The organism is Cohnella sp. (assembly GCF_041640265.1).
Taxonomy (GTDB): Bacteria; Bacillota; Bacilli; order Paenibacillales; family Paenibacillaceae; genus Cohnella.
In genome coordinates this window covers 366678-388303 of the sequence record NZ_JBEQAP010000001.1, presented here as the reverse complement: position 1 = coordinate 388303, position 21626 = coordinate 366678, and the positions used below count along the sequence as shown (strand labels likewise).

Below are 21626 nucleotides of genomic sequence, written 5' to 3'. Positions count from 1 at the left end.
ATAAGTATGATATATCTAACGACATAGAAAATCAGTTTACTATATATGTCCGGGGAGGGAAGATGGGAATGAAGTATAGCGAGCATCATTATATGGATAGCTTGAGGATCGTCAACGAGTATAATCTCAGCGTGACGGAGTACCAAGATTATTCCAAGCGAGTGGAAATCGACGATGGTGAGTCGGTAAAATCTATAATTAATAACGCAGGGACAAGATTGTACCGTGCGTATGAATGGTCATTAAAATACCACTTACATAAGATGTTCAAAAGCGAGCATAACAACGGCAGGTTGTCATGGAGAGACTTTACCGAAATGAAGAAATTTCTTAGCAGTCCGGGTACGAATGTCAAATTATTGGTAGATCAGATGCACACATGGGCCAGCCCAGCAATGGCGGTTACGAAAATCGATTTCGACATTATAAGAACTAATGTTTACAACGTGAACAACAGCTTTAAGCACAACGGTAAGGACGTCAGTGCTGGGAAGTTCGAGGAATCGCTTAGAGAAATCAGAAAAGTAATATTGACATATGTCGACGCACAAGCAAGTCTACAAGCTGTGAACAACAACGATTATGCTGCTTCGGGAAGTTTTTACGAGTTATTCAACAAATGTCGAGATTTTACCAGCGAGCGGTTCGGGTACGTCTTGTTAGTGGATCGATTACAAGGTCTCTCATACGAGCAGACGAAGGCTTTGCTATTCATAAATTGGTCCCTTGTAATCGATTTCGACGAATATTCGGACGGCGAAGGGTTATGTGCTTGCTATTCCGAGGAAAATTATATTCAACCTGAACGGTTCAATCTATCAAATCCGGAAAAAACGAAGATGGTTCCAACGATTCAAACCCCGTATTGGTTTTTCGCGAATGGTGTAGCAGACCGCCAGGAAACGATAGCAGATACCGAAAGAAAATGGCAACAAAAATACGCCTCGAAATTATTTGGAACATTGAAGAGCTATCATTCAACATTTACAAAGCCTATCAAGGTCATCGTTATCAGCGAACAAGTCGACAGAGTATTAGATATTCGAAAAAGCTTGGACGCTGTCTATGAAGACAAGATACAATGCTATATTTTATCGAAAAACGCCGCATACGAAGAATTCAAGGATTACGGAGACCTTACATTTTCGTTAACGTACGAAAGCTTCGCGAACGGCCTGCTCGGGTATTCGTCCCACTTCAATAAGAAAATTGCTGGAATGGATTATCAGATACCGGCCAGCGACGGGGGTTATATTCCCGTTAGACTAGGTGACTATTCTCATTTGGAGCTACTTTACAGAGGAATAGCGGAGAAGGAAAAAGAAAACGAGGAAAAGACGAATCCGGAGCTCTACTATCAAGGTCGAGTTCCTTTAAGCTGGTATGGCGCGCAGCATGGCTTTGCGGTCAGCAGAAAACTGTACGCCTCCATTAAGAAGGATTTGTCCAAGGAGTTGGAGTCCAAGGCAAAGGTGAAGATACAGCTGATTCACGAACCGGGAATCGGGGGCACGTCTTTCGCCAGGGAACTTGCTTATAACGTGAGCAAGGAGTATCCGACCGTCGTCGTGAAAGCCTTCAAAGAAGAAGAGACGGCATTGCAAATCAACAATTTATTCAATGTTTGCAAGATGCCAATCCTCATACTGATTGAAAGCAGAGTAATGTCGAACGATCAAGTCAACCTGCTTATCGACGATCTCAAGTCGCAAACGTTTAACTTTGTCATTCTGTACGTAAAAAGAAAGCCGGTTCATAAGAACGGGGATTCCGCGAACGGCAAATTAACGTATCCTCTCGAGACGTTGGACGACGATGCGTGTATCGACATGCATAATAAATTAACGGCGTATATTAACAGCGATGTAACCCATCAGATCTTGTCGGAAATATGCAATGGCTCCCTGCGCAAGGATCAGAAGACGCCCTTTTATATGTCGTTGCACACATTCGAGGAGAAGTTTGAAGGAGTTAAGCCTTATATTACCGGCTTCATCAACGGATTAACAGAGGAACAGAAAAACATTTTGGTTTATATCGCGATTGCCGATTATTATGCTGAGAGACCGCTGGACACGACGTATTTCACGACATCGCTAATCGTTGATGAAGATACGGACGGCAGCGAACCGTTCGACCGAGAGGGCGCGTTCGAAAATCTAGTGGTCGTGTTATCGGACCAATCCGCAAATTACTATAAAATTAGGCATCCGTTGTTCGCGAAGGAATTGATCGGTCAAATCGTCGGCCGCGAAGAAGACGGGTCGGAAACGTTTGTCACCAATCTGATAAAATACTTGGTCATGTTTATTCGATCCTCCAGGAGCAGCGGTGTGGTGGAATACGAAAGCTCGATTAACGTATTGAAGAATCTGTTCATACTGAAAAATTCGAACGAAATCGAAAAGGAGCGGTTCGCGCCGCTTATTACCAAAATTAAGGGGATGTTGCCGAAGGAAGACAACGGAAACGGCATCGGGCTGATCTTTAAGACTTTAGCGGAAGTTTATCCTGAAGAACCGCACTTCATTGCGCATCTGGCCCGGTTCTACTCTCACGTCGAGGGGAACTATAATAAAGGAATCGAATTAGCACAAGAAGCGATCGAGCTGAGCGAGGAAGCTCCTGACGCGATTCTATTCCACATTTGCGGAATTTGTTTGAGGAAAAAAATCAGGAGCCACTACAGAGGGAAGATGTACGAAGCGTACGAAACCGGCGATGCCGCCATTGTAGACCAGTTGGTTGAGGAAACGAAGAAGGTTGCGGTTCGCGCGTCGACGATGTTCGAGGCTTCCCGAACAATCAATAACAAGATAGCCGGGTATATATCGGATATCGAAATGTGTATCGACTTGGTGGATATAGGGAGAAAACTGTCCGGGCTCCACTCAATGGAGGAATTTATAAGGTTGTCTAACGATTCTTGGTACATGACCTATATCGATCGGGCTCTATCACTTATGCAAATTGCGAAGAATCTCGATGACGACGACTTCGAAACCAACAAGATTCAAGCGAAAGTAAACGGGATGGAGGACGCGACGTTAAAGACGATCGACATGTGGGAAGGGTACTTGGAGGACGCTGCAAAACACCAGAAACCTCAAATTCGCAGGTTTATCGCCAGAGCGAAGGAAAGCGAGCTTTACCGTAACGGGATCGAGAAGAACCTTCATCTAATAGATGAGATTATTCTTTTGATGGAGGAGAATATCCGAGAAGAGCCGAAAAACCCGGCGAATATCCGGATGTGGTTCAATACAATACGGCATTGCAAAACAAAGTCTCCTGAAATCTTGTTGGACGAAGCGATTCAGAATTTGGCTTTGTGGAAGATTAGTAACAGTAGTATTGAAGCTTACTATTATTATTTCATTTTGGTGTCGATCAAAGCAATCGAAGGCAGCTCCAAGGCTGAGGCGGAGCTTCAGAGCTTGCAGTTCGAGCTCAAACAGATGAGCGGGAAATTGCGAAATAATACGGTGATCTACGAATGGCTAGGAGAAGGGAAAGGGATCGAGCGATTGTTTAGCTCCATCTATTACGAGGATGGCAAACGCAAGAAGCGGGATGTCGAAACGATGACGCTGGCAAAGGTACTCGGGCGGATTAATTACAAAAACAACTTTCATGCGTATCTCCATTCGAATCAGCTTGATATTTTCTTCAACCCTTCCGTGCCAGTAACGAAAATCTTGGAAGGCGATGACGGGAAGATGGCCGAAATTTCCTTCGGATTTAGCTACGACGGTCCCAGAGCTTATAACCGAAGTGCGAAGGTCGTAGATAGAATCGAAACGCCGGAAAGAAAGGAAACAGTCTCGAAACAAAATATGGCTGGAAAGCTGGTAAAATGTCGAGTATTGCGGAACGCACAGTATTATACGAAGGTTCGGCTCGTTGATTACATGGGGCAATATGGAAGCATCCGCCACGATCTATTATCAGATGATTACGGCAAAGATAAGCTGCCAATACGGGACTCTTACTTGTTTGCAAGTATCCTATATCTAGGCACGGATTCATTCACCGGTAAAGAAATCTGGCAATTAACGATGAAGAGAGAGAACGACGGAATCATTGAAACAAAGTCGAAATGGCAGAAGGACCTGGAGACATTAAAGAACCGATTTGAAGATGGCATCAGTTAGGTGTAATTGGATTGCTGCTATCGGCGGTAGTTTTTTATTTCCGGGATTACATCGAGCAGTCCGGACACATTCTGAAGCCCATATTTGAAATCGCCAAAAAGAGCTCAAATTAATCTGTTTTACCACTCACAAAACAGACGAGATTCTGAGGAGTTTTCCAACCGGCTACAGCTTAAAGGGAATTAACGTATACGGGAAGATGTCATTTCCTCGAGGCGCTGCTCCAAGTGAAAGCCGGATGTGTAAAAAGTAAAACACACCAAGAAAAACCTAACGAAGGGGCGGTCTCAGAAGCCATGAAAAGGGCTCAGGGACACCCTTTTTTATTATTTAAACAAAGAGAACCGTTTATTGGTAAAATAGAGACAGGACGCGCGAGTGTTTTACGAGAGCGGTGTCCACCGCGTTCAACGCGTACCGGAGACTGAATCGGGAAAGTTTCGGTATACTAGTTCCATAGTTTTTTACTGATTCCACTCACATTACGATGTGATGGCTTCGGCTTTCTTCTGATCTTGCATCTGTTCTACACTTAGCTTGAATAGACATCGAGACCGCAGGACCCAGGTAGACAAGTCTTGCCACCCAAGTCTGGGGCATCCCCGACGTACTCTCTGATTCGTTAATAGTAGACCGAAGGAACGGAAGGTTTCTTCACAGGATCCTGATGAAAGCGAATGACAAGCAAGCGCTGTTCTCCGCCCTCGATTGTTAAAAGCAAACGTCTCCGACTAACAATGACTTTAAGCTCTTTTTCTCAGGCCCATTACATGGGCGGAATCCATTTCCTTTTCTGAAATATGATCATTATGTAAGAGGTTTTTATTTCAGAGAAGACAAATGAAAACGAAGCTGACATGTAGATCATGCGCCGCAGCAATAATAAGACAATTCTTTTGAGATGAATCCTTGGATTCAGGAGTTTTTTTGTATAAGGAATATCAAACTCAATTGAAAGTGAGGGAGCTATATGCTTACGGTTGAGCAATACATAACAAATATGAAGAAAAAAGATAAGCTGGATGAGTTCGATTTTAAAAATCATGCCGAAAATATGTCCACTGTCCTAAAGTATGTAATGAATTATTTTAGTGATTACCTTAATCCGGAAGAATATGATTATGAGAATATCAAAACGGAACAATCCGCATTAAGAGTTGCTCAAGAGGTGGAAGTTGCCTTCCCGAAAAGCAAGGACTTTATTATTGAATATTATAAAAGAACAAAGAGCCGTATAGATCGGATATTGAAATCCTGGATGTATGAGCGTAAATACGTGCATCTTTTATATAGTGCCGAGGATTATGAGGAAGAAATAAACAAATTCTGCAACAGTGCGAAGATGAAAGGAACAGGGATAGAGCAATTTCGGGATCAACTGATGATTCTAGCAGAAGAGGTAAAAGCAAAAGAAACGGAGAGGCCGTCCATTTCCGGATTTAAATATTTGGATAATACCCTTATCGGCTGGGTAAAAGAGACTTACCGTAGTTATGGAGTAAATTTATTTGAGTTTGCTCAAAACTATACGGCTGCTTTTTTTGAGGAGTACATTGAGCGAATTTATAACAGGCAGTCAGAGCATTTCTATTACATTAATCGCTATAACCATAGGTATAACGATAACCCGTTTAATATGGAAGTGCTGTATAAAGAAAACGAACATCGTCCGTTCATTACTGGGCGTAAAGGCGAACTGGAAATGCTGATTATGTACATATGGGTGTTTGAAGATGCAAATGATGAGGTTTACTGGCCTGAATATGTAAACCTCTGCATCTCTACTGGAAGAGTGAGTTTGGTTAAACGAATAAACGTGTTGGTGCCGGTAAAAACGAAAAGCATATTGTACCCTGTAGATGTTAAGAGCAACAGAATTTTTCTTGAAACAACAACGGGAGTTTTAAAGGATGCTCCAAGTGAAGAGTATGTTTTGCGTCTTGGCTATGAAAAGGACAACGACTTATTGTGGAAGAACTCTGAACGACTTAATTTAATCATAAAAAATCTAACTGATACGCTTTCAAGATATGGCGTGCCTGACACCTTGGAGTTGTTGTCCCCATTGCGATCCCAAACTTACGGTGAAGAGGAGTTCTTCGAGAAGTACTCGATTCTCGAAAAAAGTCTGAAAAAATATAAAGCAATGAAAATTGTTTTGATTAATGGCCCGCAGAAGCAAAATGGAAAGTCAAAGTATCTTATGCAAACTGCTGAGGATGTTGTGAACATCAACAATGTGGTCAAAGAAATGAAGTATAAATTAAAGTTCGCTATTGATATCTCAAGGCTGATTAAACGGAAGAATTTTACCAGCGATTTTGAGGAAGATTTCAATAGGCTTAGCGAGATGAGAGCAGCGATTGTCGGTATCCATCTATCCAAGATTCCCAGCAGAACAGGGTTTTCCCATAAACATTATAAAGACGGCAATACCTATCTATATAAATATGATTTTCCCCAAAACTCGGATTTCTTAGGCTCTCTTTCGGCCTTGCTAAATGACAACTTGCGTCGGTATTTTGTGCCTGAAGGAATAGCTACAAATGTAGAGCTTGAGGAATTAGTTGATGATCTGCTAAGAGGTGGTTTTTCTTTTTCTGGTCAGGAGGGAGAATAACATTGGGGGGATATAGTTTTATTGAAGTTAAGGATATGAGAAATTATTCTATCGATCAGTTAAAAGAGATTGATGGAATTGGATTACTGACGCCCCAATCAAAGGTGAAATTTCAGAAATGGTGCAGAGATCTACAAATTGTAAAGCAAAATAAGTATCTACATCCGCTTATCATAGAATATCAGAATGAGGTTGCTTACAGAAAAACTCGTGATGAAGAACATAAATTTCGAGATGCGCTCGAACCATATATGCTAAGAAACTCAAAGGTTGAGAACCGTAGGAATAAAGCTATACTGTCAATGTACATATCTGAGAAGCAAGCCAATCGGTCGTATCGAATAATAAACTGCCTGATTAATGCTGTGGGTGAGTTAGGTGGGACGATATATGTGAGTTCAGGAGAACAAGATAATACCCGCATGCGATTTCTAGATCATGAATTCTCAATTTCATTGACTGAAATCATGGTAAAGTTGCGTTCCTTATTATCAAATCAACAATCCGACAACATGAATATTAGCATAAGGCCCATGTATGAAAAAGTCCCCAGTGGATTACTGACAATTGAGTTTAAGGAAATTCTCGGCTATGCAGATAGAAATAAATCAGCCAAGTCACTATGCTTTGTAGAAACTCTTGATCGGCCGCTTGAAAAACAAATGGGTGAGATCATCAATGACCTTTTGAAAATAGCACTTGATATAGATGTAGCAAGTCATATCGCCGACCGTGAGTATGAAATTAAGCAAAAAGAACAGGAGCGTCTTTATGAAATTGAGGAAGCAAAGAAGCAAGCGATTAAGAAGCTCGAAGAGTACAATATTCGCAAACAGCATCTAACACAAAATATTGAGAATCAAATGGAAAACTGGTTTAAGGCACAAAAGCTTCGTGATTACGCTGAGGAGTTGGAGAGTTTCGTATCAACTGCCAGTGATGAAACGACAAAGAAGCTTCTAAATACCTATATCAATTTTGTGCGACAAAAAGCTAATAAGTGTGATCCTGTCAAAAATATACTAAATGACGTCAAGGATTTAGAAAGTGAATTTTCGGGGTAAAGTTCAATTTTTGGTGATGTACGTCTAAGGAAGTTCTTTTCATGCAAGCAAATCAGACAGGAATCCCCTTTTTGCATTCGATGGTTGATGTCCTTCTATTTAGTGTTTATATTCGGAATCCCGAAAATAAATATGCAGCCTCTTGAAATAAATTATGAGTACCAAACAACAATAAATTAAGTTATTTAATTGTAGTTCCATAGCTAAAAATGGGTATTTTGGCAGGAGGATCTGTTTTAACGTCGAATATGTCGAATATACTGATAGCGAAATCCCAATTGAGATGGTTGCTGGGTAATTGAACAATTGATTCTCCATAGCAAAAAAGCTTGGAAGTGTGAGGGTCTACTAATGGAAATGATAATGACATTTGGTAAATACAAAGGTGAGACGATTGAAGAAGTGTACCTAACTAACCCAAGTTATTTTTCTTGGATGAGAGAAAATGGAATGACGAATAAGCCTGAGTATCAGGAGTTTATAGAAATGATTCCCAATCAATATCCGGAGTGTTTTGAATGGGAGGTCGATATCCGTAGTGGGTATCAGTGCTGGAAATGTAAGAAAAGCATGCCAATTTTCTTGATGTTTAATCCAGAAGTCGAGAATGAGTTGAGAGATGGATACCCAATTATTAGCGATCTCGCTTACAGTAAACCAAGTTCATTAATCCCTTTTGCAAAAGAATATGGAGTTCTACTAGAAGAACGTTCCAGCAAGGTGACCGAGTCAAAATATGTCATGCATATTTGCCCCCATTGTAAAATGCATCAGGGGGATAATTATGTAGTTGAAGATAATGAGCAGGAAACTGTGCTTATAAAAAAGATTAAGATTGTTTGTTATCATGATATTTGGAAAGAAAAACATCAGTAGAACTTCTTTTCGAATTATTCCATTATCCATTAATTATTTTCGATATATCTTCATTAAATACTTATAAGAATAGGATTAAAAATCAGATCATGATAGGGAGAGAACTATGCAGACACCTTATATTTCTAAAGTTAAAATCAAAAACTTTCGAAACTTTCAAGAAATTGATGTTGAATTAGGTGAGAAGCAAGTTATTATAGGGGAAAACAATGTCGGCAAGAGTAATTTTCTTAGAGCTATACAATTGATCCTAGACCCTCAATTAAATGAAGAGGATAGGTATTTAGAAGAAACTGATTTTTTCAGTGGCTTAGAGGCTCCTATGGAAAGAGGAGAAATTATTGAAATTGTGTTAGAAATAAAACAGTTTAAACATAACAAAAACTTATTATGCCAATTCAATGGGGCAACTATACAAACTGATCCGGATACAATGAGATTAACGTATCGCTATTTTCCTATCCCAAAAGAAGAAGGAGGATTTCGATATGATTACATTATTTTTAAAGGAGATAATGAAGAAAATGAATTCCGTCATAGTGATCGGAAATACTTAAATATAAAGGTAATAAAGCCGATTAGAGATGTGGAAAGTGAAATCAAAAATTCTAAGAAATCCCCTCTAACTGCCTTATTAAAAGACTATAATATCGAGTTAAGTGATCTGGAATCAATCGCCGAAAAGATTAAAGAACAGAACGATGAAGTTCTCTCGTTAGGGGAACTGAAAAATCTTGAAAAGAGAATAAATAATAGATTTTCTAAGTTTGTTGAGATTCAACCCGATTCGAATGTTGAAATGAGTACTAATGAGTATAAAGCTAGTCGGATACTGCAAAGTTTAAAATTAATTTTAGGAAAGAGAAGTGTAACAGATACAAGCTTAGGTCTTACAAATATCTTGTACATGACATTAATTTTGTTAGCAGTTGAAGATAAAACAATAACATCTTTTTTTAAGAATGATAAATTTCTGGAACTTCAATCATTTGATTCGACAGGCATTTTAATAAACTGTTATGAACAAAATGCATCGGGATATTGGGAACTAAAAAATGATTTGGAACAATCAATGCTTATTTCACTATATGAATTTCTGGATACTAATCACCCAAGGGATCAAGGAATAACGCTGTTGGCTATAGAAGAACCTGAGGCACATTTACATCCTTCTATACAGAGAATTATCTACAAGGACCTATTTCACCGTAAAGATGCATCTGTTTTAATGACAACTCATTCAACACATATTACATCAGTTGCTCCGATTGAATCGATTGTTCATTTATTTCGAACTAAAGTGGAAGGAACAAAGGTAAACTCTTCAGCTAAATTAATTTTAGAGCCAGTAGAAATTGAAGACTTGTCTAGGTATATTGATGCGAAAAGAGGAGAAATTTATTTTGGGAAAGGGGTTATCTTGGTTGAAGGTATTGCAGAAGAATATTTAGTGCCCCAATTCGCTGAACTATTGGAACAGCCTTTGGATTACAAAGGAATCATTGTATGTAATATAAATTCAACTAATTTTGAACCATACATAAAGTTTTTAATGTCGCTTGGTATTCCTTATGTAGTAATTACAGATGGCGATTATTATTTAATTGAAGATGGTGAAAAAAAGTACCATCAAATATGGAATGATGAAGCAGAATCATACGGCTATTTAGGTCAGGAAATAATTAAAAAAATATTCGAAAACTTAAACTTTGTTGATCCTGTTGATTTGGATTCATTACCTACGGACTTTAATGAACTTGATGTGATTTTTACCAGTTATGGATTTTTTGATGGTGCATACACGTTAGAAATAGATATAATGGCTAAAGCTGCAGGTGATAAAATTGCTAAGAATATTTTGTGCAATGTATTTAACAATCTTACTTCTGGTGGGGAACGACAAAAACAAAATTTCAAAAGTTCGCTTGAGTCAGGTGATTATTGGGATTGTTTACGTAAAATTGAGGCTTCAGGAAATAATATTGGAAAAGGACGCTATGCACAGAGATTAGCAACCGAATGTACAATAAATCATATCCCAGATTATATTACTAGTGCGATTAATTACATCTATCAGAAAGTAGATGAATAAATTGATGTCTAAGTATGAAGCAAGGCTTCTTAGAATCAGAAAGGATCGAGAACAGTACGCTGCACTATTAAGCAAAGATAGCACTACAGTTCTTGCTGGTCCCGGTAGTGGTAAAACAACTGTATTAACAATGAAAATTGTAAAGTTATTGAATGAAAACATTTCGGTTCCTCGAGGGTTAGCTTGTGTAACTTTTAGTAATGAAGCTGCGAAAGAATTTCGTTATAGATTAAAGGAACTTGGTTTGAAACAAAGGGACAATGTATTCTTAGGTACAGTACATTCTTTTTGTATTAGCGAAGTTATTGTACCATTTGCTCATCTCTATGTTAAATATAAAATACCATTGCCGTTAAAGATTATTTCAAATAACGATAAAAATACACTTTTTAAAAATGTTTTGTATGATTTGGAGATTAATCAAGAAAATGTAAGTGTATTAGAAATGAACAAGGAACGATATCAGAGTTTAAATGGTAAAACATCAGTAAACATACCTAGCTACGATCTTGCGCTTAAAGTGGCAACTGAGTATGAAAAAAGATTGGTTGAACAGGGTTTTGTGGATTTTGAAAGTATCATCAAATATGCAACGCTATTAATACAAGAAGAGAATTTCGTCAGAAAGTGTTTGGAAGCAAAATTCCCTTGGATCTTAATTGACGAGTACCAGGATTTGGGGAGACCACTCCATGAAATGATTCTTTCATTATTGGAAAGTACTGAGATAAAAATTTTTGCTGTTGGTGATCCAGATCAATCAATTTATAGCTTTAGTGGAGGTATTCCTGATTATCTGTTTGAACTCTACAGGATGCCCAATATGCATCAAATACGACTAAAGACAAATTATCGAAGTAATCAAGATATCGTTGATGCTTCTGAGCTTGCTTTGAATAGTGCAGAGAAAAGGAATTACGTTGCTGGTACACGTTTTGGGGAAAAAGCGGAATTTTCATTTATCACCTGTGAAAATGGCATGGAGGATCAATTTAAGTATGTAGTTGAAGTATTGATTCCAGATTGTATCAATAAAAATGTTCCTTTAGAAGAAATTGCAGTTATTATCGCTTCAAACAAAGATGCTAGCGAACTAAGTAAACTTTGCAATGAAGTTAATGTTCCCAATTACATTTCAAAACATGATTTTGATAGATCAGAATTTGTTGTTTGGTTAGAAAACTGTGCCTTATGGTTACATGACCAAACTGCTTTTTCATTTGATGACATTTTCAGTTTTTGGAAAAAAGTTCAGAATGGTCATGGTCTAAAGATTACGAAGATAATGGAAATGAATAAAAAAAGAGCTTTGTATGATATTTTGATGGAAAGTAAGAACTATAAAGATAGTCTTGGATTATGGACAAAATACATATTCGATAAGTTGTCTTTACTAGACTTATTAAAAGATTCGAACATTTACCCAGAAGAAATTAGTAATTTGAAACAATTACTTAAACTTTCGCAAACAGGAAAATTCGAGCATTATAACATTAGTATGTTTAGTAAACTAGGGAAACCACAGAATCAAATTACAATTACTACAAGACATTCTTCAAAAGGTCTCGAATTTGAAGTAGTTGTATTATTAGGTATGGATGAAAAAGTATTTCCAAGTTTTAGAAGCCTAACGGATGAGCGGAAGCTGGCAGAGGAGCATCGTATTTTTTTTGTTTGTGTGAGCCGTGCTAAAAGTAAATGTATTTTACTTCGCTCTGAAAGATACGATGTATATAGTAAAAAGCATAGGAGATATTACACTATCCCTCACACTGAATCTAGATTTTGGGTAACATTGAATGAATGGTACAAAACTCATTAGGGAACGCTGTGAATATGATGGGGGATTCCTTTTATATCTTCATTGTAATTTAGAGGTACAAACTTTAATGTAAACGTGTGGTTAGCGAGTTTTTCTCAGGCACCAACTATAATGCAACTTATAAAATAGGCATAAAACTCGAAATCGCTTGATATTACTGGGTTTTTCAGTTACCAACTATAATGTCACTGAACAAGCTGATTCAGTGACAAAAAAGTCGTGAACCAGCAAAAAAAGTCATGAACCAGTAAAAAATGTCGTGAACTAGTAAAAGTAGTCGTGAACCTACTAAGTCAGTCCCGGTGAAGCAAGTGCTCATCGGGACTGTTTTATTTTAAGGGAGGTAATTCAAATCGAAACTTTAGGCGGACGTATTAAGAGGATTAGGAAGCTTAATGAACTGAATCAGATTGACTTCTCAAATCGAGTGGGCATTTCGCAAGCTGCACTGAGTGAATTGGAACAAGATAAGTATAAGCCCTCGGTTGAGATTATAACTTCAATTGTCTCTGAATTCCATACCGATGTAACGTGGCTTCCACTTGGTACTGTAAATGCTGATGATAAGGTTATTCGTGATACCAATGAAAAAGAAGCAAACCTTTTGCTAGTTTTTGAAAAATTAACAAGTATCGATCAAGATGAAATCATTGATTTCATGAAGACGAAGTTAGGACGAGATTAGCCTGTTGTTCAAAATCTCACGAGACTTCATTAAGCTAACTGGCAGATTAATCGAACAACAAATAGGAACAATTGTTCCTAAATATGATATAATACTTCTTATAAATCATAATGGAGGTGTTCAAATGGACGAAGTCCGAAATGAAATTGAATCCATTGTAGACAATTACAATCGAGAAAACTATTTGAGCGGTACTATACTTATTTCAAAAGATAATAATGTACTATTTGAAAAAGCGTATGGTAAAGCAAATATGCAGCTAGATGTTGGAAACACTCTGGAGACAAAGTATTTTATAGCTTCGGTAACAAAAATGTTTATTGCAGCAGCAGCTGTTAAATTACATGAAGATGGCATAATTAATCTTCATGAACGTCCAGGTACGTATATAGAGAATCTTCGACAACTACATCCTAATATCACTCTACACCATCTAATAACTCATACCTCTGGGTTGCACGATATTTATGCTGTACCAAACATTAGATACGAAATGAACAAATTAAACAACGAGAATGGTGATTTTCTTAGCTACTTGAGTAATCAAGAACAGCTATTTATTCCCGGTGAACAATGGAGATATAGCAGCACTGGCTTTATTTTAATGGGCTACATACTAGAAAAAGTGACAGGAAAATCATTTCAAAATTTACTGGATGAATTGTTTTTCCAACCACTAAAAATGACAGATACCGGTCTTAATAATCCTCGAAAAATAATTTTTAATCGTGCTTATGGGCATACAATTGAAAATGAGGAGTACAGGAATGCGGACAATGATAAATTGGCTGATATTGATGCTCCAGGTGAGCTATATTCAACTGTAAAGGATCTAAATATATGGTGCAGAGCGATATAAACAGTTCAATAATATCTAAAGAGGCAGGGCAAATGATATTTAAAGCCTATGCACCTGTCGATTTTGATCCTAATTTGAAGTATGGTTACGGTTGGTTTTTGGGTAATAATTTTAGATGGATCCCAGGAGGATCTCCGGGATTTAAAGCAGATATATGGCAATTTCCCAATCAAAAAATAAGCGTTATAATGTTGTGGAACTTTGAGAAAGTAGATTCATATAAATTATTCGATAAAATTAAGAATGCATTGGATATAAATTAACAGCCACCAAAGGTTGTTTGATATCCGGAAAACTTCGGGAACAGTATCATAGTTGATTAAACTCCCTCGGGAAACGATAGTTGTACAAACAAGGAGCAGTTTGCTACGGCGGCTGCTTCCATTCTTTATTAAGCTAACTGTCAGATTAGCGCAATCTGCATTTGGTATAATGTTGGCACAAATGCTTAAGGAGTTGTTTGTTATGATGATGGAACCTGACGCATATGTTGCTGGGCTGACCGTATGGTTCCGCTCCCATGACCGCCCAGAAAAGGCGATTGCGATGTCCGCCTATATGAAGAATCGGTACACATTCATGGGAATTCAGACTCCGGAGCGGAATGCGCTCTTGAAGGCGTTCCTTCAAGCGCATGGAAGACCAGAAAGCGAACAGTCGCTGGAGCAGGTCGTGAAGCTGCTTTGGGCACAGCCGGAACGCGAATTTCAAAATGTGGCCATGTCGTTTCTTGATGCTCGCGGCAAGCGAACGGTGGAGTCTCGCATCATGCTGCTGGAGTCGTTGATCATGGAAAAATCCTGGTGGGATACGGTAGACTTTCTTGCCGGGAACGCAGTCGGAAGTTACTTGACCCACTACCCCGAGCAGATCGCAACTTACCCGGATCGTTGGATTCAATCGAATAACCTATGGCTTCGCCGCTCGGCGCTTCTCTTCCAGCTTGGGTACAAGCAACGGACCAACGAGGAACTGCTATTTCGGTACATCCGCGCATGTGCACACGAGAAGGAATTTTTTATCGCCAAAGCGATTGGATGGGCACTTCGTCAATACGCGAGGATAAATCCCGATGCAGTTCTTGCATTTGTAGCGAACGAATCGCTTCAACCGCTTAGCAAGCGGGAAGCTTTGAAGCGGCTGGCGGCTCACGACGGGCAGTTTAACGCAACAAAGGACGAAGGAAGGGAGGGTAGTTCGTCGAATATCTAATTATAGGAGTATAAAAGAACGAGTCGAGTCTTGTAGATAAGAAGAAGGGTTGTCACGCTTAATGAAAATCAAACGCTTCTTAGGACTAAAAATTGAAATGAGATGTGATAGATGTCACGATAATATAGACTCTCCCTCAAATATCTATACACTTTGCAAAGATTGCTTTTCCATTGATCCCAAAAGGGTTAGGGAACATGAAACATAACTAGATTCTCAGAGCATGGTCGCAGGGCAAACGTGTGTCTTGTGTAAAAAGAGCACAGCAAGTATCCCAATTAACCATACCTGTTATAAATGTGTTTCACAGCACTACGATAGAACTCACCACGGTTGGTATATTAATAGCGACTATGACGAAGGCACCAAACTATATCGTAGTTGTATTTGTGGGGACGTTCTGGTTGTTACTGTCGGGAGACCACATCCATAAGAAACAACCCATGCTGAAATGTCCTAAAATGGATATTGTAAATATCCCTCATGAACAAAGGAGAACTGAAAATGAGAAAACTCGTTCTATTTTTGCACGCATCGCTTGACGGTTTTGTAGAAGGGCCAAACGGTGAAATGGACATTGGCTGGGTTTCCTACGATGCTGATTTGGAGAAACACGCGAAAGAAATTCTGAGTACGGCCGACACCGTCATTTGGGGACGGGGGACTTATCAAATGATGTATGGGTATTGGCCATCTGTGCTTTCAAACCCATCAGCTACGCAGCATGGACGGAATCATGCCGAGTGGATCGAAAAGACAACCAAAATCGTTTTTTCCACGACGCTGGAGAAAGTCGAATGGAACAATTCCAGACTGGTGAAAGAAGATGTCGAGGAAGAGATCAAGAACCTCAAACAACAGCCGGGCAAGGATATGGTCATCCTCGGCAGTCCTAGGTTCGCACACCACCTTATGCAGCTTGATTTAATCGATGAGTATAAAATTACGGTTTCTCCCGTCCTGATCGGCAGTGGGTTGCCGTTATTCCAAGGTCTCAAGGAGAAAATCAATCTTAAACTTATCGAAAACAAGACCTTTGATTCTGGAGCTATTGGTCTCGTTTACCGGACGGTTAGATAACCTTGTCTCCTAAAGTAGATAACGCTAACGGATACTATAGATTAAAAATGAAGAGTAGTTTGCCTTAGCAGCTGCTCTTTTCGTTTATTAAGCTCCCATGCAGTTTAGCTTAATGAGTAGAGGGAAATATTGAGATATCAACAATGTTGATGAAGAACTTGAACTCAGTATCAACGGTGATTAACATCCATTGAAAGGATAATGGAAATGATACATATTTTGTTTAGCATATCATCAGTGTATTTTTTAAAGGCGGCCCTAGAGGATTTGGGTACAAACAAAATAGAAAACGATAGCTTCTTTTCTTTTTGGGACATGTTTTCGGTTGGGCCCATATGGAGGTTGCATGAGGAGATTGGAAAAGAAAGCAGATTTAACTGGTTAAAACATATGATGAATGACCAGTACGAAGATCTCCATGAGTATAAGATCAGATTTCAACAAACTAATGATCAGATTTACTCGCGAACTAGGAAAGAAAAAATATACCACTTTCGTTACAAGTGAAGTGATGCCCAAACAATTTCAAGCAATATATAAACAAATACATAAGTCCCCGCTGACACAGCATGAACGCGAGGATCTTGAAAGAGAATGGTTAGCTCTTTCAGAAAGTCGGGAGCCCTTAAGAATATGGAGAAATGGAAGGATACAGAGCGTTTCTGAGATCTATTATGACGATTTTATTGTGAACAGAGCAAAAAAGCTACATGGTAAAACAAAAACTAAGGATTTTATTCAAGCAACAAGACTTATCGGTGAAACGATTGAACGCCTTGATCAACAAGTTGGCGATGAGTTCGTGGAATACCGTCTTAAAAAATTATAACTGGGCCCATACCCAGTCAGGATTCCGTCCATCTTTTCGCCAAATGTTATCGATTACATAAAATATCTTTTATTTTAATCGAAAAATTTAAGTTAAATAGCCATTTTAAAGGGTATGAGTAAATTAAATATTGTAATCGATATCATTGCGTGTTAATATCTCCCAATTGCTTGAAGTCTTTAAGACGCAGGGAGTGATGCTGACCGTAGAGCAAGCTGCGGGTTTAGCCTCGCCGATTGTAAAAAAAAGTGACAAATGTAAATGAAACGGGCGCGAAAAGCGCGAATGGCAATGCCCCTATTTCCTTATTTCAGCCCTTATGGATGGCATGTATCGCCAGCTCGGCAATCCTTTTTATAACCGTCAGTAAATTATCGGTTAAGACCCAAAGAGAGAGCCTGGTCTCGAAGCTGATGCATATCCTGATGGGTGCGATCGCTTCTCTTGCGGTTGGATTCGGGCTAACCTGGCTTGCGGATGGTATGCTGGATCTTGATATTCCTAAATTTGCGGATACCGCGCTGTTCTTATCAGTTACGTTCTTCAGTTTTTTCCTTATGATAACTGCTGTAATGTCGGTGTTGGGTATCAGAGGTATTGCTATATTCGCCTTATTGCTCTTCTTCGGGGCGCCTTTGCTGGCTTTGCCGCCTGAAATGATGTCCTCTTTCTACCGGGAGTGGATACATCCATGGCTCCCAATGCGCTTTATGGTCGATGGTCTGCGGGAATTGTTCTTCTTTGGCAAAGGATTTGGCTGGAATGCTCCCGTAGCCGCTCTTACATGGATCGCATTGGTAAGCGGCATAGTAATTCTGGGCTCTGCATTAAAGGTTTCAGAAAAATCGAAGAACAGCCAAAGCTTGCAGGCAATCATAGCCAGTAAATCGTATCGAATCCCAACTTCCCTCGAAGATAACAAATCAAAATTTTAATGTGAAAAAACCGTCGGATTCGGAATGCCGTCAATCGTCTCGTCTATGTTGCCCGCGATAAAACATTTCCCCTTCCCCCGTATCGATAGTAAGCGAATGTCCGTCTGGTACCGCTTGATCCAAGAACTCCACGAAGCGGCGGAAGTGGAGTGGAGCGAGGGCTTGGATGAAGGACTGGCTGCGGCGCTTCGCCGGTTCAAGGAGAATCTGGACCGGGGATTCGCCACGGAGTTGCGCATTGCCGAATTGATGGAGCAATCCGGGTTTTCCTCTGCATACATGCGCAGAACCTTCGTAGCCCGGTACGGGTGCAGTCCCAAGGAGTACCTGGACCGGCTGCGTAACGAGCATGCGGTTCGCCGACTTCTGTATACGGGGGATTCCGTCACGGACATCGCGCGAGCCTGCGGTTATCCGGACGTCTATCAGTTCAGTAAGGCGTTCAAAAATCGCAACGGCTTGGCGCCGACCGAATATCGGAGGGAGCGGGGGGGTTGATGATTTTTGGCGGTTTCAGTAAAAGTTTGTGTTACAAAGATTCACCTATAACGATTTGATGCTGCAAAAGCAGCACATTCAAATGCTTGTTATGTTTTTCATCGATTTCTTCAAGCAAGCGACTCACGGCCGTTATTCCTATTTCGCTTACAGGGTATCGTACGGAGCATAATCTTGGAGAAATATATTTCAACGTGTCGATATCATCGAAGCCCATAAGACCGACCTGTTCAGGAACTCTGATTTTGTTTTTCTTAAAATGATTAAGCACTTCTAGTGCATAGATATCCGCAGGGCAGACAATTGCTTTTTTGGGCTGGGATTCCAGATCTGTTTCGTTAATGGCCTTGATGTAATCCGAATCCATGATGACAAGCGGTTGCTTTTTTCCCATCTCCGATAAACCTTCGCAGCATCCGGCCAATCTTTCTTCCATTGTGTAAAGATTGACCTCGCCTCTGCGGGCCAATGGAGGACAAATATAGATTATTTCTTCGTAACCTTGGCTTACGACATGTTTCACAGCGTCTTTCATCGACTCACGCTCGTTAATGCCTACATAGGTCCACCTGCCGGAAATACGATTTCCGATTGTAACGATGGGAATCTTTAAATCGAGTAATTCTTTTTCAAATTCTTGTCCGGACTGTACACTGAACATGATAATTCCGTCTACTTGCCGGGTTTTGAAATGCTCGAGTGCTTTCCGCTCATTTTGAGGATCGTGATGCGTAAAAATAGGGAAAACGACATACCCTAGTTCCCTGGCCTTGACTTCAATGGCGTTCATTAACTGCGCAAAATATGGATTGCGGACATCAAATAATATGACACCGAGCGTCATGGATCGGCCTCTGGCAAGACCCTGGGCCAGATGATTGGGGGTATAGTTTAATTCCTTCGCTACTTTGAGGATGTATTCTTTCGTCTTCTTGCTAATGCCTGGCCTTGCATTTAACGCACGGTCGACGGTCCCTTCGGAAACCTTGCAGATCCGGGCGATATCTTTAATGGTAACTGACATATCGGGCTCCTTTTATAATAATGTGCGTGTACGCACACGAGTTATCTGTTGTTTATTCTATTATACGACACTAGTTAAATCAAGGATTTAAAAGTATTTCATTTTTCTCTGTTGACAAAATAAGGTAACCGATATATATTTGTTACTAGATTATTTCGTGTGCGCACACGAAAATATGATTTTGATTCTAGGAGTGCGGATCGATGCCTAAACTGGATATTAATCCAAGAAGGAAACTCGGCAAAAAGAGACAAGAAAATTTACGGTCATTTTCTGGAGCATTTTCATCGTCAAATCTATGGCGGAATCTTCGATTCGACGTCAACATTTTTCGACAGCAGCAGATTTCGTCAAAACGTTTTGGAAGCGCTTCAACGAATTGAGGTTCCCATTATACGCTGGCCAGGCGGAGCGAACTGCTGGCTGCGAGCATTTCGGATTTGGATTGGAATCTGGAGTATCAAACAATTTAGGTATCACTATAAACGATTGGGGGAAGCAAAATGCGCAAGTCGTTCGTCTTTTTGTTAAGTTTGGCTTTGCTTTTCACTATGGTATTAACCGCTTGCTCCGGCTCTAAGAATGATTCGGCTGCATCATCGTCGTCGGAAAGTTCAAAGGCGCCTGACACAAGCAAGTCGACGGTAGAACCCGTTAAGCTCACATTTTGGACGTTCCAAGAACTGCATCAGCGTTTCTATGAAAATATGGCTATTAAATGGAATGAGCAACACCCCGATAAGCCGATCAAGATCGAAGGCACGGCACTCCCGTACGACGATATGCATATCAAGCTGCTCGTTGCGCTTCAAACGAACACGGGCGCTCCGGACATCGCCGACATTGAAATCAGCAAATTCGCAAACTATTTGAAAGGCACGCCGCAGCTTGTTCCCTTGAACGACATTGTTGAACCGGAATTGAACAACATGGTCAAATCCCGATTCGATATCTACGCCAAAGACGGACAATATTACGGAATCGATTACCATGTCGGCGCCGCAGTCATTTATTACAATAAAGAAATTTTGGATAAAGCAGGCGTTAACCCGGATGAGATCAAGACTTGGGATCAGTACAAGGCAGCAGGCAAACAAGTCGTCGAAAAAACCGGCGTACCGATGACCACCATCGAAACGACCGAGCATTGGTCTCTATGGCCGCTGATCGCCCAGCAAGACAGCGATTTCCTTGGAAAAGACGGAAGCGTTACGCTGGATAATGAAACGAATATCAAAACCGTGCAGTTCTTGCAGGATCTCGTGAAGGAAAAAATCGCGATCGGCGCGCCCGGCGGATTCCATCACTCTGAAGAGTATTGGGCTTTCATGAATAAAGGCGGCGCCGCTTCGATCTGGATGCCAATGTGGTATATGGGCCGTTTTATGGAGCAAATGCCCGATCTCAAAGGCAAAATCGTGATCAAGCCGGCACCGGCCTGGACGGAAGGCGGCGCCCGTTCTTCCGGTATGGGCGGTACTGGAACCGTCATTACGCAGCAATCCAAAAACCAGGAGATCGCCAAGCAATTCCTTGCTTTCGCCAAGCTCTCCAAAGATGGAAACATTGAGATCTGGAAGCAGCTCGGCTTCGATCCGATTCGCTTCGAGGTATGGGAAACACCGGAGATGAACGAGCCTAACAAATTTACCGAGTATTTCGGCGAAGGCATCTTTACGATGCTTTCCGGAATCAAGAGCGAAATCAAACCGGTCAACATCGGGGAGAAAATTCCGGCCATCATTGACGCAGTGAAGCGTACGGCCATGTTCAAAACGATCAACGATTTGGAAGATCCTGCGAAAGTTCTCAAAGAAGTAGCGGACGAAGTGCGCTGAACTTGAAGAAGCAAGGCGGATCGCTAGCCCCGGCTTAC

General features: G+C 40.3%; 17 protein-coding genes and 1 pseudogene. 17 read left to right on the top strand and 1 reads right to left on the bottom strand.

Annotation, left to right across the window (positions count from 1 at the left end; all coding sequences use genetic code 11):
• The first annotated feature begins 68 nt into the window (after positions 1–68).
• The 16 genes and pseudogenes from ACESLK_RS01750 (at position 69) to ACESLK_RS01675 (ending at position 18726) form a co-directional block, all read left to right on the top strand.
• Positions 69–4154: a hypothetical protein gene (locus tag ACESLK_RS01750; protein ID WP_372661257.1), complete on the top strand. Its 4086-nt coding sequence runs from the start codon at positions 69–71 to the stop codon at positions 4152–4154.
• A gap of 378 nt (positions 4155–4532) precedes the next feature.
• Positions 4533–4625: a PCRF domain-containing protein gene (locus tag ACESLK_RS01745; RefSeq protein WP_372661255.1), complete on the top strand. Its 93-nt coding sequence runs from the start codon at positions 4533–4535 to the stop codon at positions 4623–4625.
• Positions 4626–5124: 499 nt separating this feature from the next.
• On the top strand, positions 5125–6774 hold the full coding sequence (locus ACESLK_RS01740) for a hypothetical protein (protein ID WP_372661252.1): 1650 nt from the start codon (positions 5125–5127) through the stop codon (positions 6772–6774).
• 2 nt (positions 6775–6776) lie between these two features.
• Positions 6777–7838, top strand: coding sequence for a hypothetical protein (locus ACESLK_RS01735; protein WP_372661249.1), 1062 nt, complete (start codon positions 6777–6779; stop codon positions 7836–7838).
• A gap of 351 nt (positions 7839–8189) precedes the next feature.
• Positions 8190–8714, top strand: coding sequence for an exodeoxyribonuclease X C-terminal domain-containing protein (locus ACESLK_RS01730; protein WP_372661246.1), 525 nt, complete (start codon positions 8190–8192; stop codon positions 8712–8714).
• A gap of 106 nt (positions 8715–8820) precedes the next feature.
• The gene (locus ACESLK_RS01725) at positions 8821–10806 is read left to right on the top strand and encodes an ATP-dependent nuclease (protein ID WP_372661243.1); all 1986 of its coding nucleotides are present in this window, start codon (positions 8821–8823) and stop codon (positions 10804–10806) included.
• Entirely contained in the window at positions 10799–12628 is a 1830-nt protein-coding gene (locus tag ACESLK_RS01720; protein WP_372661240.1) for an ATP-dependent helicase, read from the top strand. Before ACESLK_RS01725 ends, ACESLK_RS01720 begins: the two co-directional genes overlap by 8 nt.
• A 331-nt stretch (positions 12629–12959) precedes the next feature.
• Entirely contained in the window at positions 12960–13313 is a 354-nt protein-coding gene (locus tag ACESLK_RS01715; protein WP_372661395.1) for a helix-turn-helix domain-containing protein, read from the top strand.
• Between the two features lie 124 nt (positions 13314–13437).
• Complete coding sequence (locus tag ACESLK_RS01710; RefSeq protein WP_372661237.1) at positions 13438–14172, top strand: serine hydrolase domain-containing protein; 735 nt, start codon at positions 13438–13440, stop codon at positions 14170–14172.
• Positions 14173–14204: 32 nt separating this feature from the next.
• On the top strand, positions 14205–14435 hold the full coding sequence (locus tag ACESLK_RS01705; protein ID WP_372661234.1) for a hypothetical protein: 231 nt from the start codon (positions 14205–14207) through the stop codon (positions 14433–14435).
• A gap of 202 nt (positions 14436–14637) precedes the next feature.
• Positions 14638–15384, top strand: coding sequence for a DNA alkylation repair protein (locus ACESLK_RS01700; protein WP_372661231.1), 747 nt, complete (start codon positions 14638–14640; stop codon positions 15382–15384).
• A gap of 504 nt (positions 15385–15888) precedes the next feature.
• Positions 15889–16464 (top strand): dihydrofolate reductase family protein, encoded by a 576-nt coding sequence (locus ACESLK_RS01695; protein ID WP_372661227.1) that lies wholly within the window; start codon positions 15889–15891, stop codon positions 16462–16464.
• A gap of 201 nt (positions 16465–16665) precedes the next feature.
• Positions 16666–16971 carry a DUF1835 domain-containing protein gene (locus ACESLK_RS01690; protein WP_372661224.1) on the top strand — a complete coding sequence of 102 codons (306 nt, stop codon included), beginning with the start codon at positions 16666–16668 and terminating at the stop codon, positions 16969–16971.
• Positions 16913–17293, top strand: a complete 381-nt coding sequence (locus tag ACESLK_RS01685; protein WP_372661221.1) for a DUF3658 domain-containing protein — start codon at positions 16913–16915, stop codon at positions 17291–17293. Before ACESLK_RS01690 ends, ACESLK_RS01685 begins: the two co-directional genes overlap by 59 nt.
• 160 nt (positions 17294–17453) lie before the next feature.
• A pseudogene (locus ACESLK_RS01680) lies at positions 17454–18165 on the top strand (ABC-2 transporter permease); the annotation flags it as partial.
• Positions 18166–18324: 159 nt separating this feature from the next.
• Complete coding sequence (locus tag ACESLK_RS01675) at positions 18325–18726, top strand: helix-turn-helix domain-containing protein (protein ID WP_372661218.1); 402 nt, start codon at positions 18325–18327, stop codon at positions 18724–18726.
• A 31-nt stretch (positions 18727–18757) separates the two neighbouring features.
• Here the strand turns inward: ACESLK_RS01675 and ACESLK_RS01670 are convergent, their stop codons facing one another.
• Positions 18758–19750, bottom strand: a complete 993-nt coding sequence (locus ACESLK_RS01670; RefSeq protein ID WP_372661215.1) for a LacI family DNA-binding transcriptional regulator — start codon at positions 19748–19750, stop codon at positions 18758–18760.
• Positions 19751–20253: 503 nt separating this feature from the next.
• On the opposite strand from ACESLK_RS01670, the gene ACESLK_RS01665 reads away from it, so the two are divergent.
• Positions 20254–21588 carry an ABC transporter substrate-binding protein gene (locus tag ACESLK_RS01665; protein ID WP_372661212.1) on the top strand — a complete coding sequence of 445 codons (1335 nt, stop codon included), beginning with the start codon at positions 20254–20256 and terminating at the stop codon, positions 21586–21588.
• Positions 21589–21626: the final 38 nt, after the last annotated feature.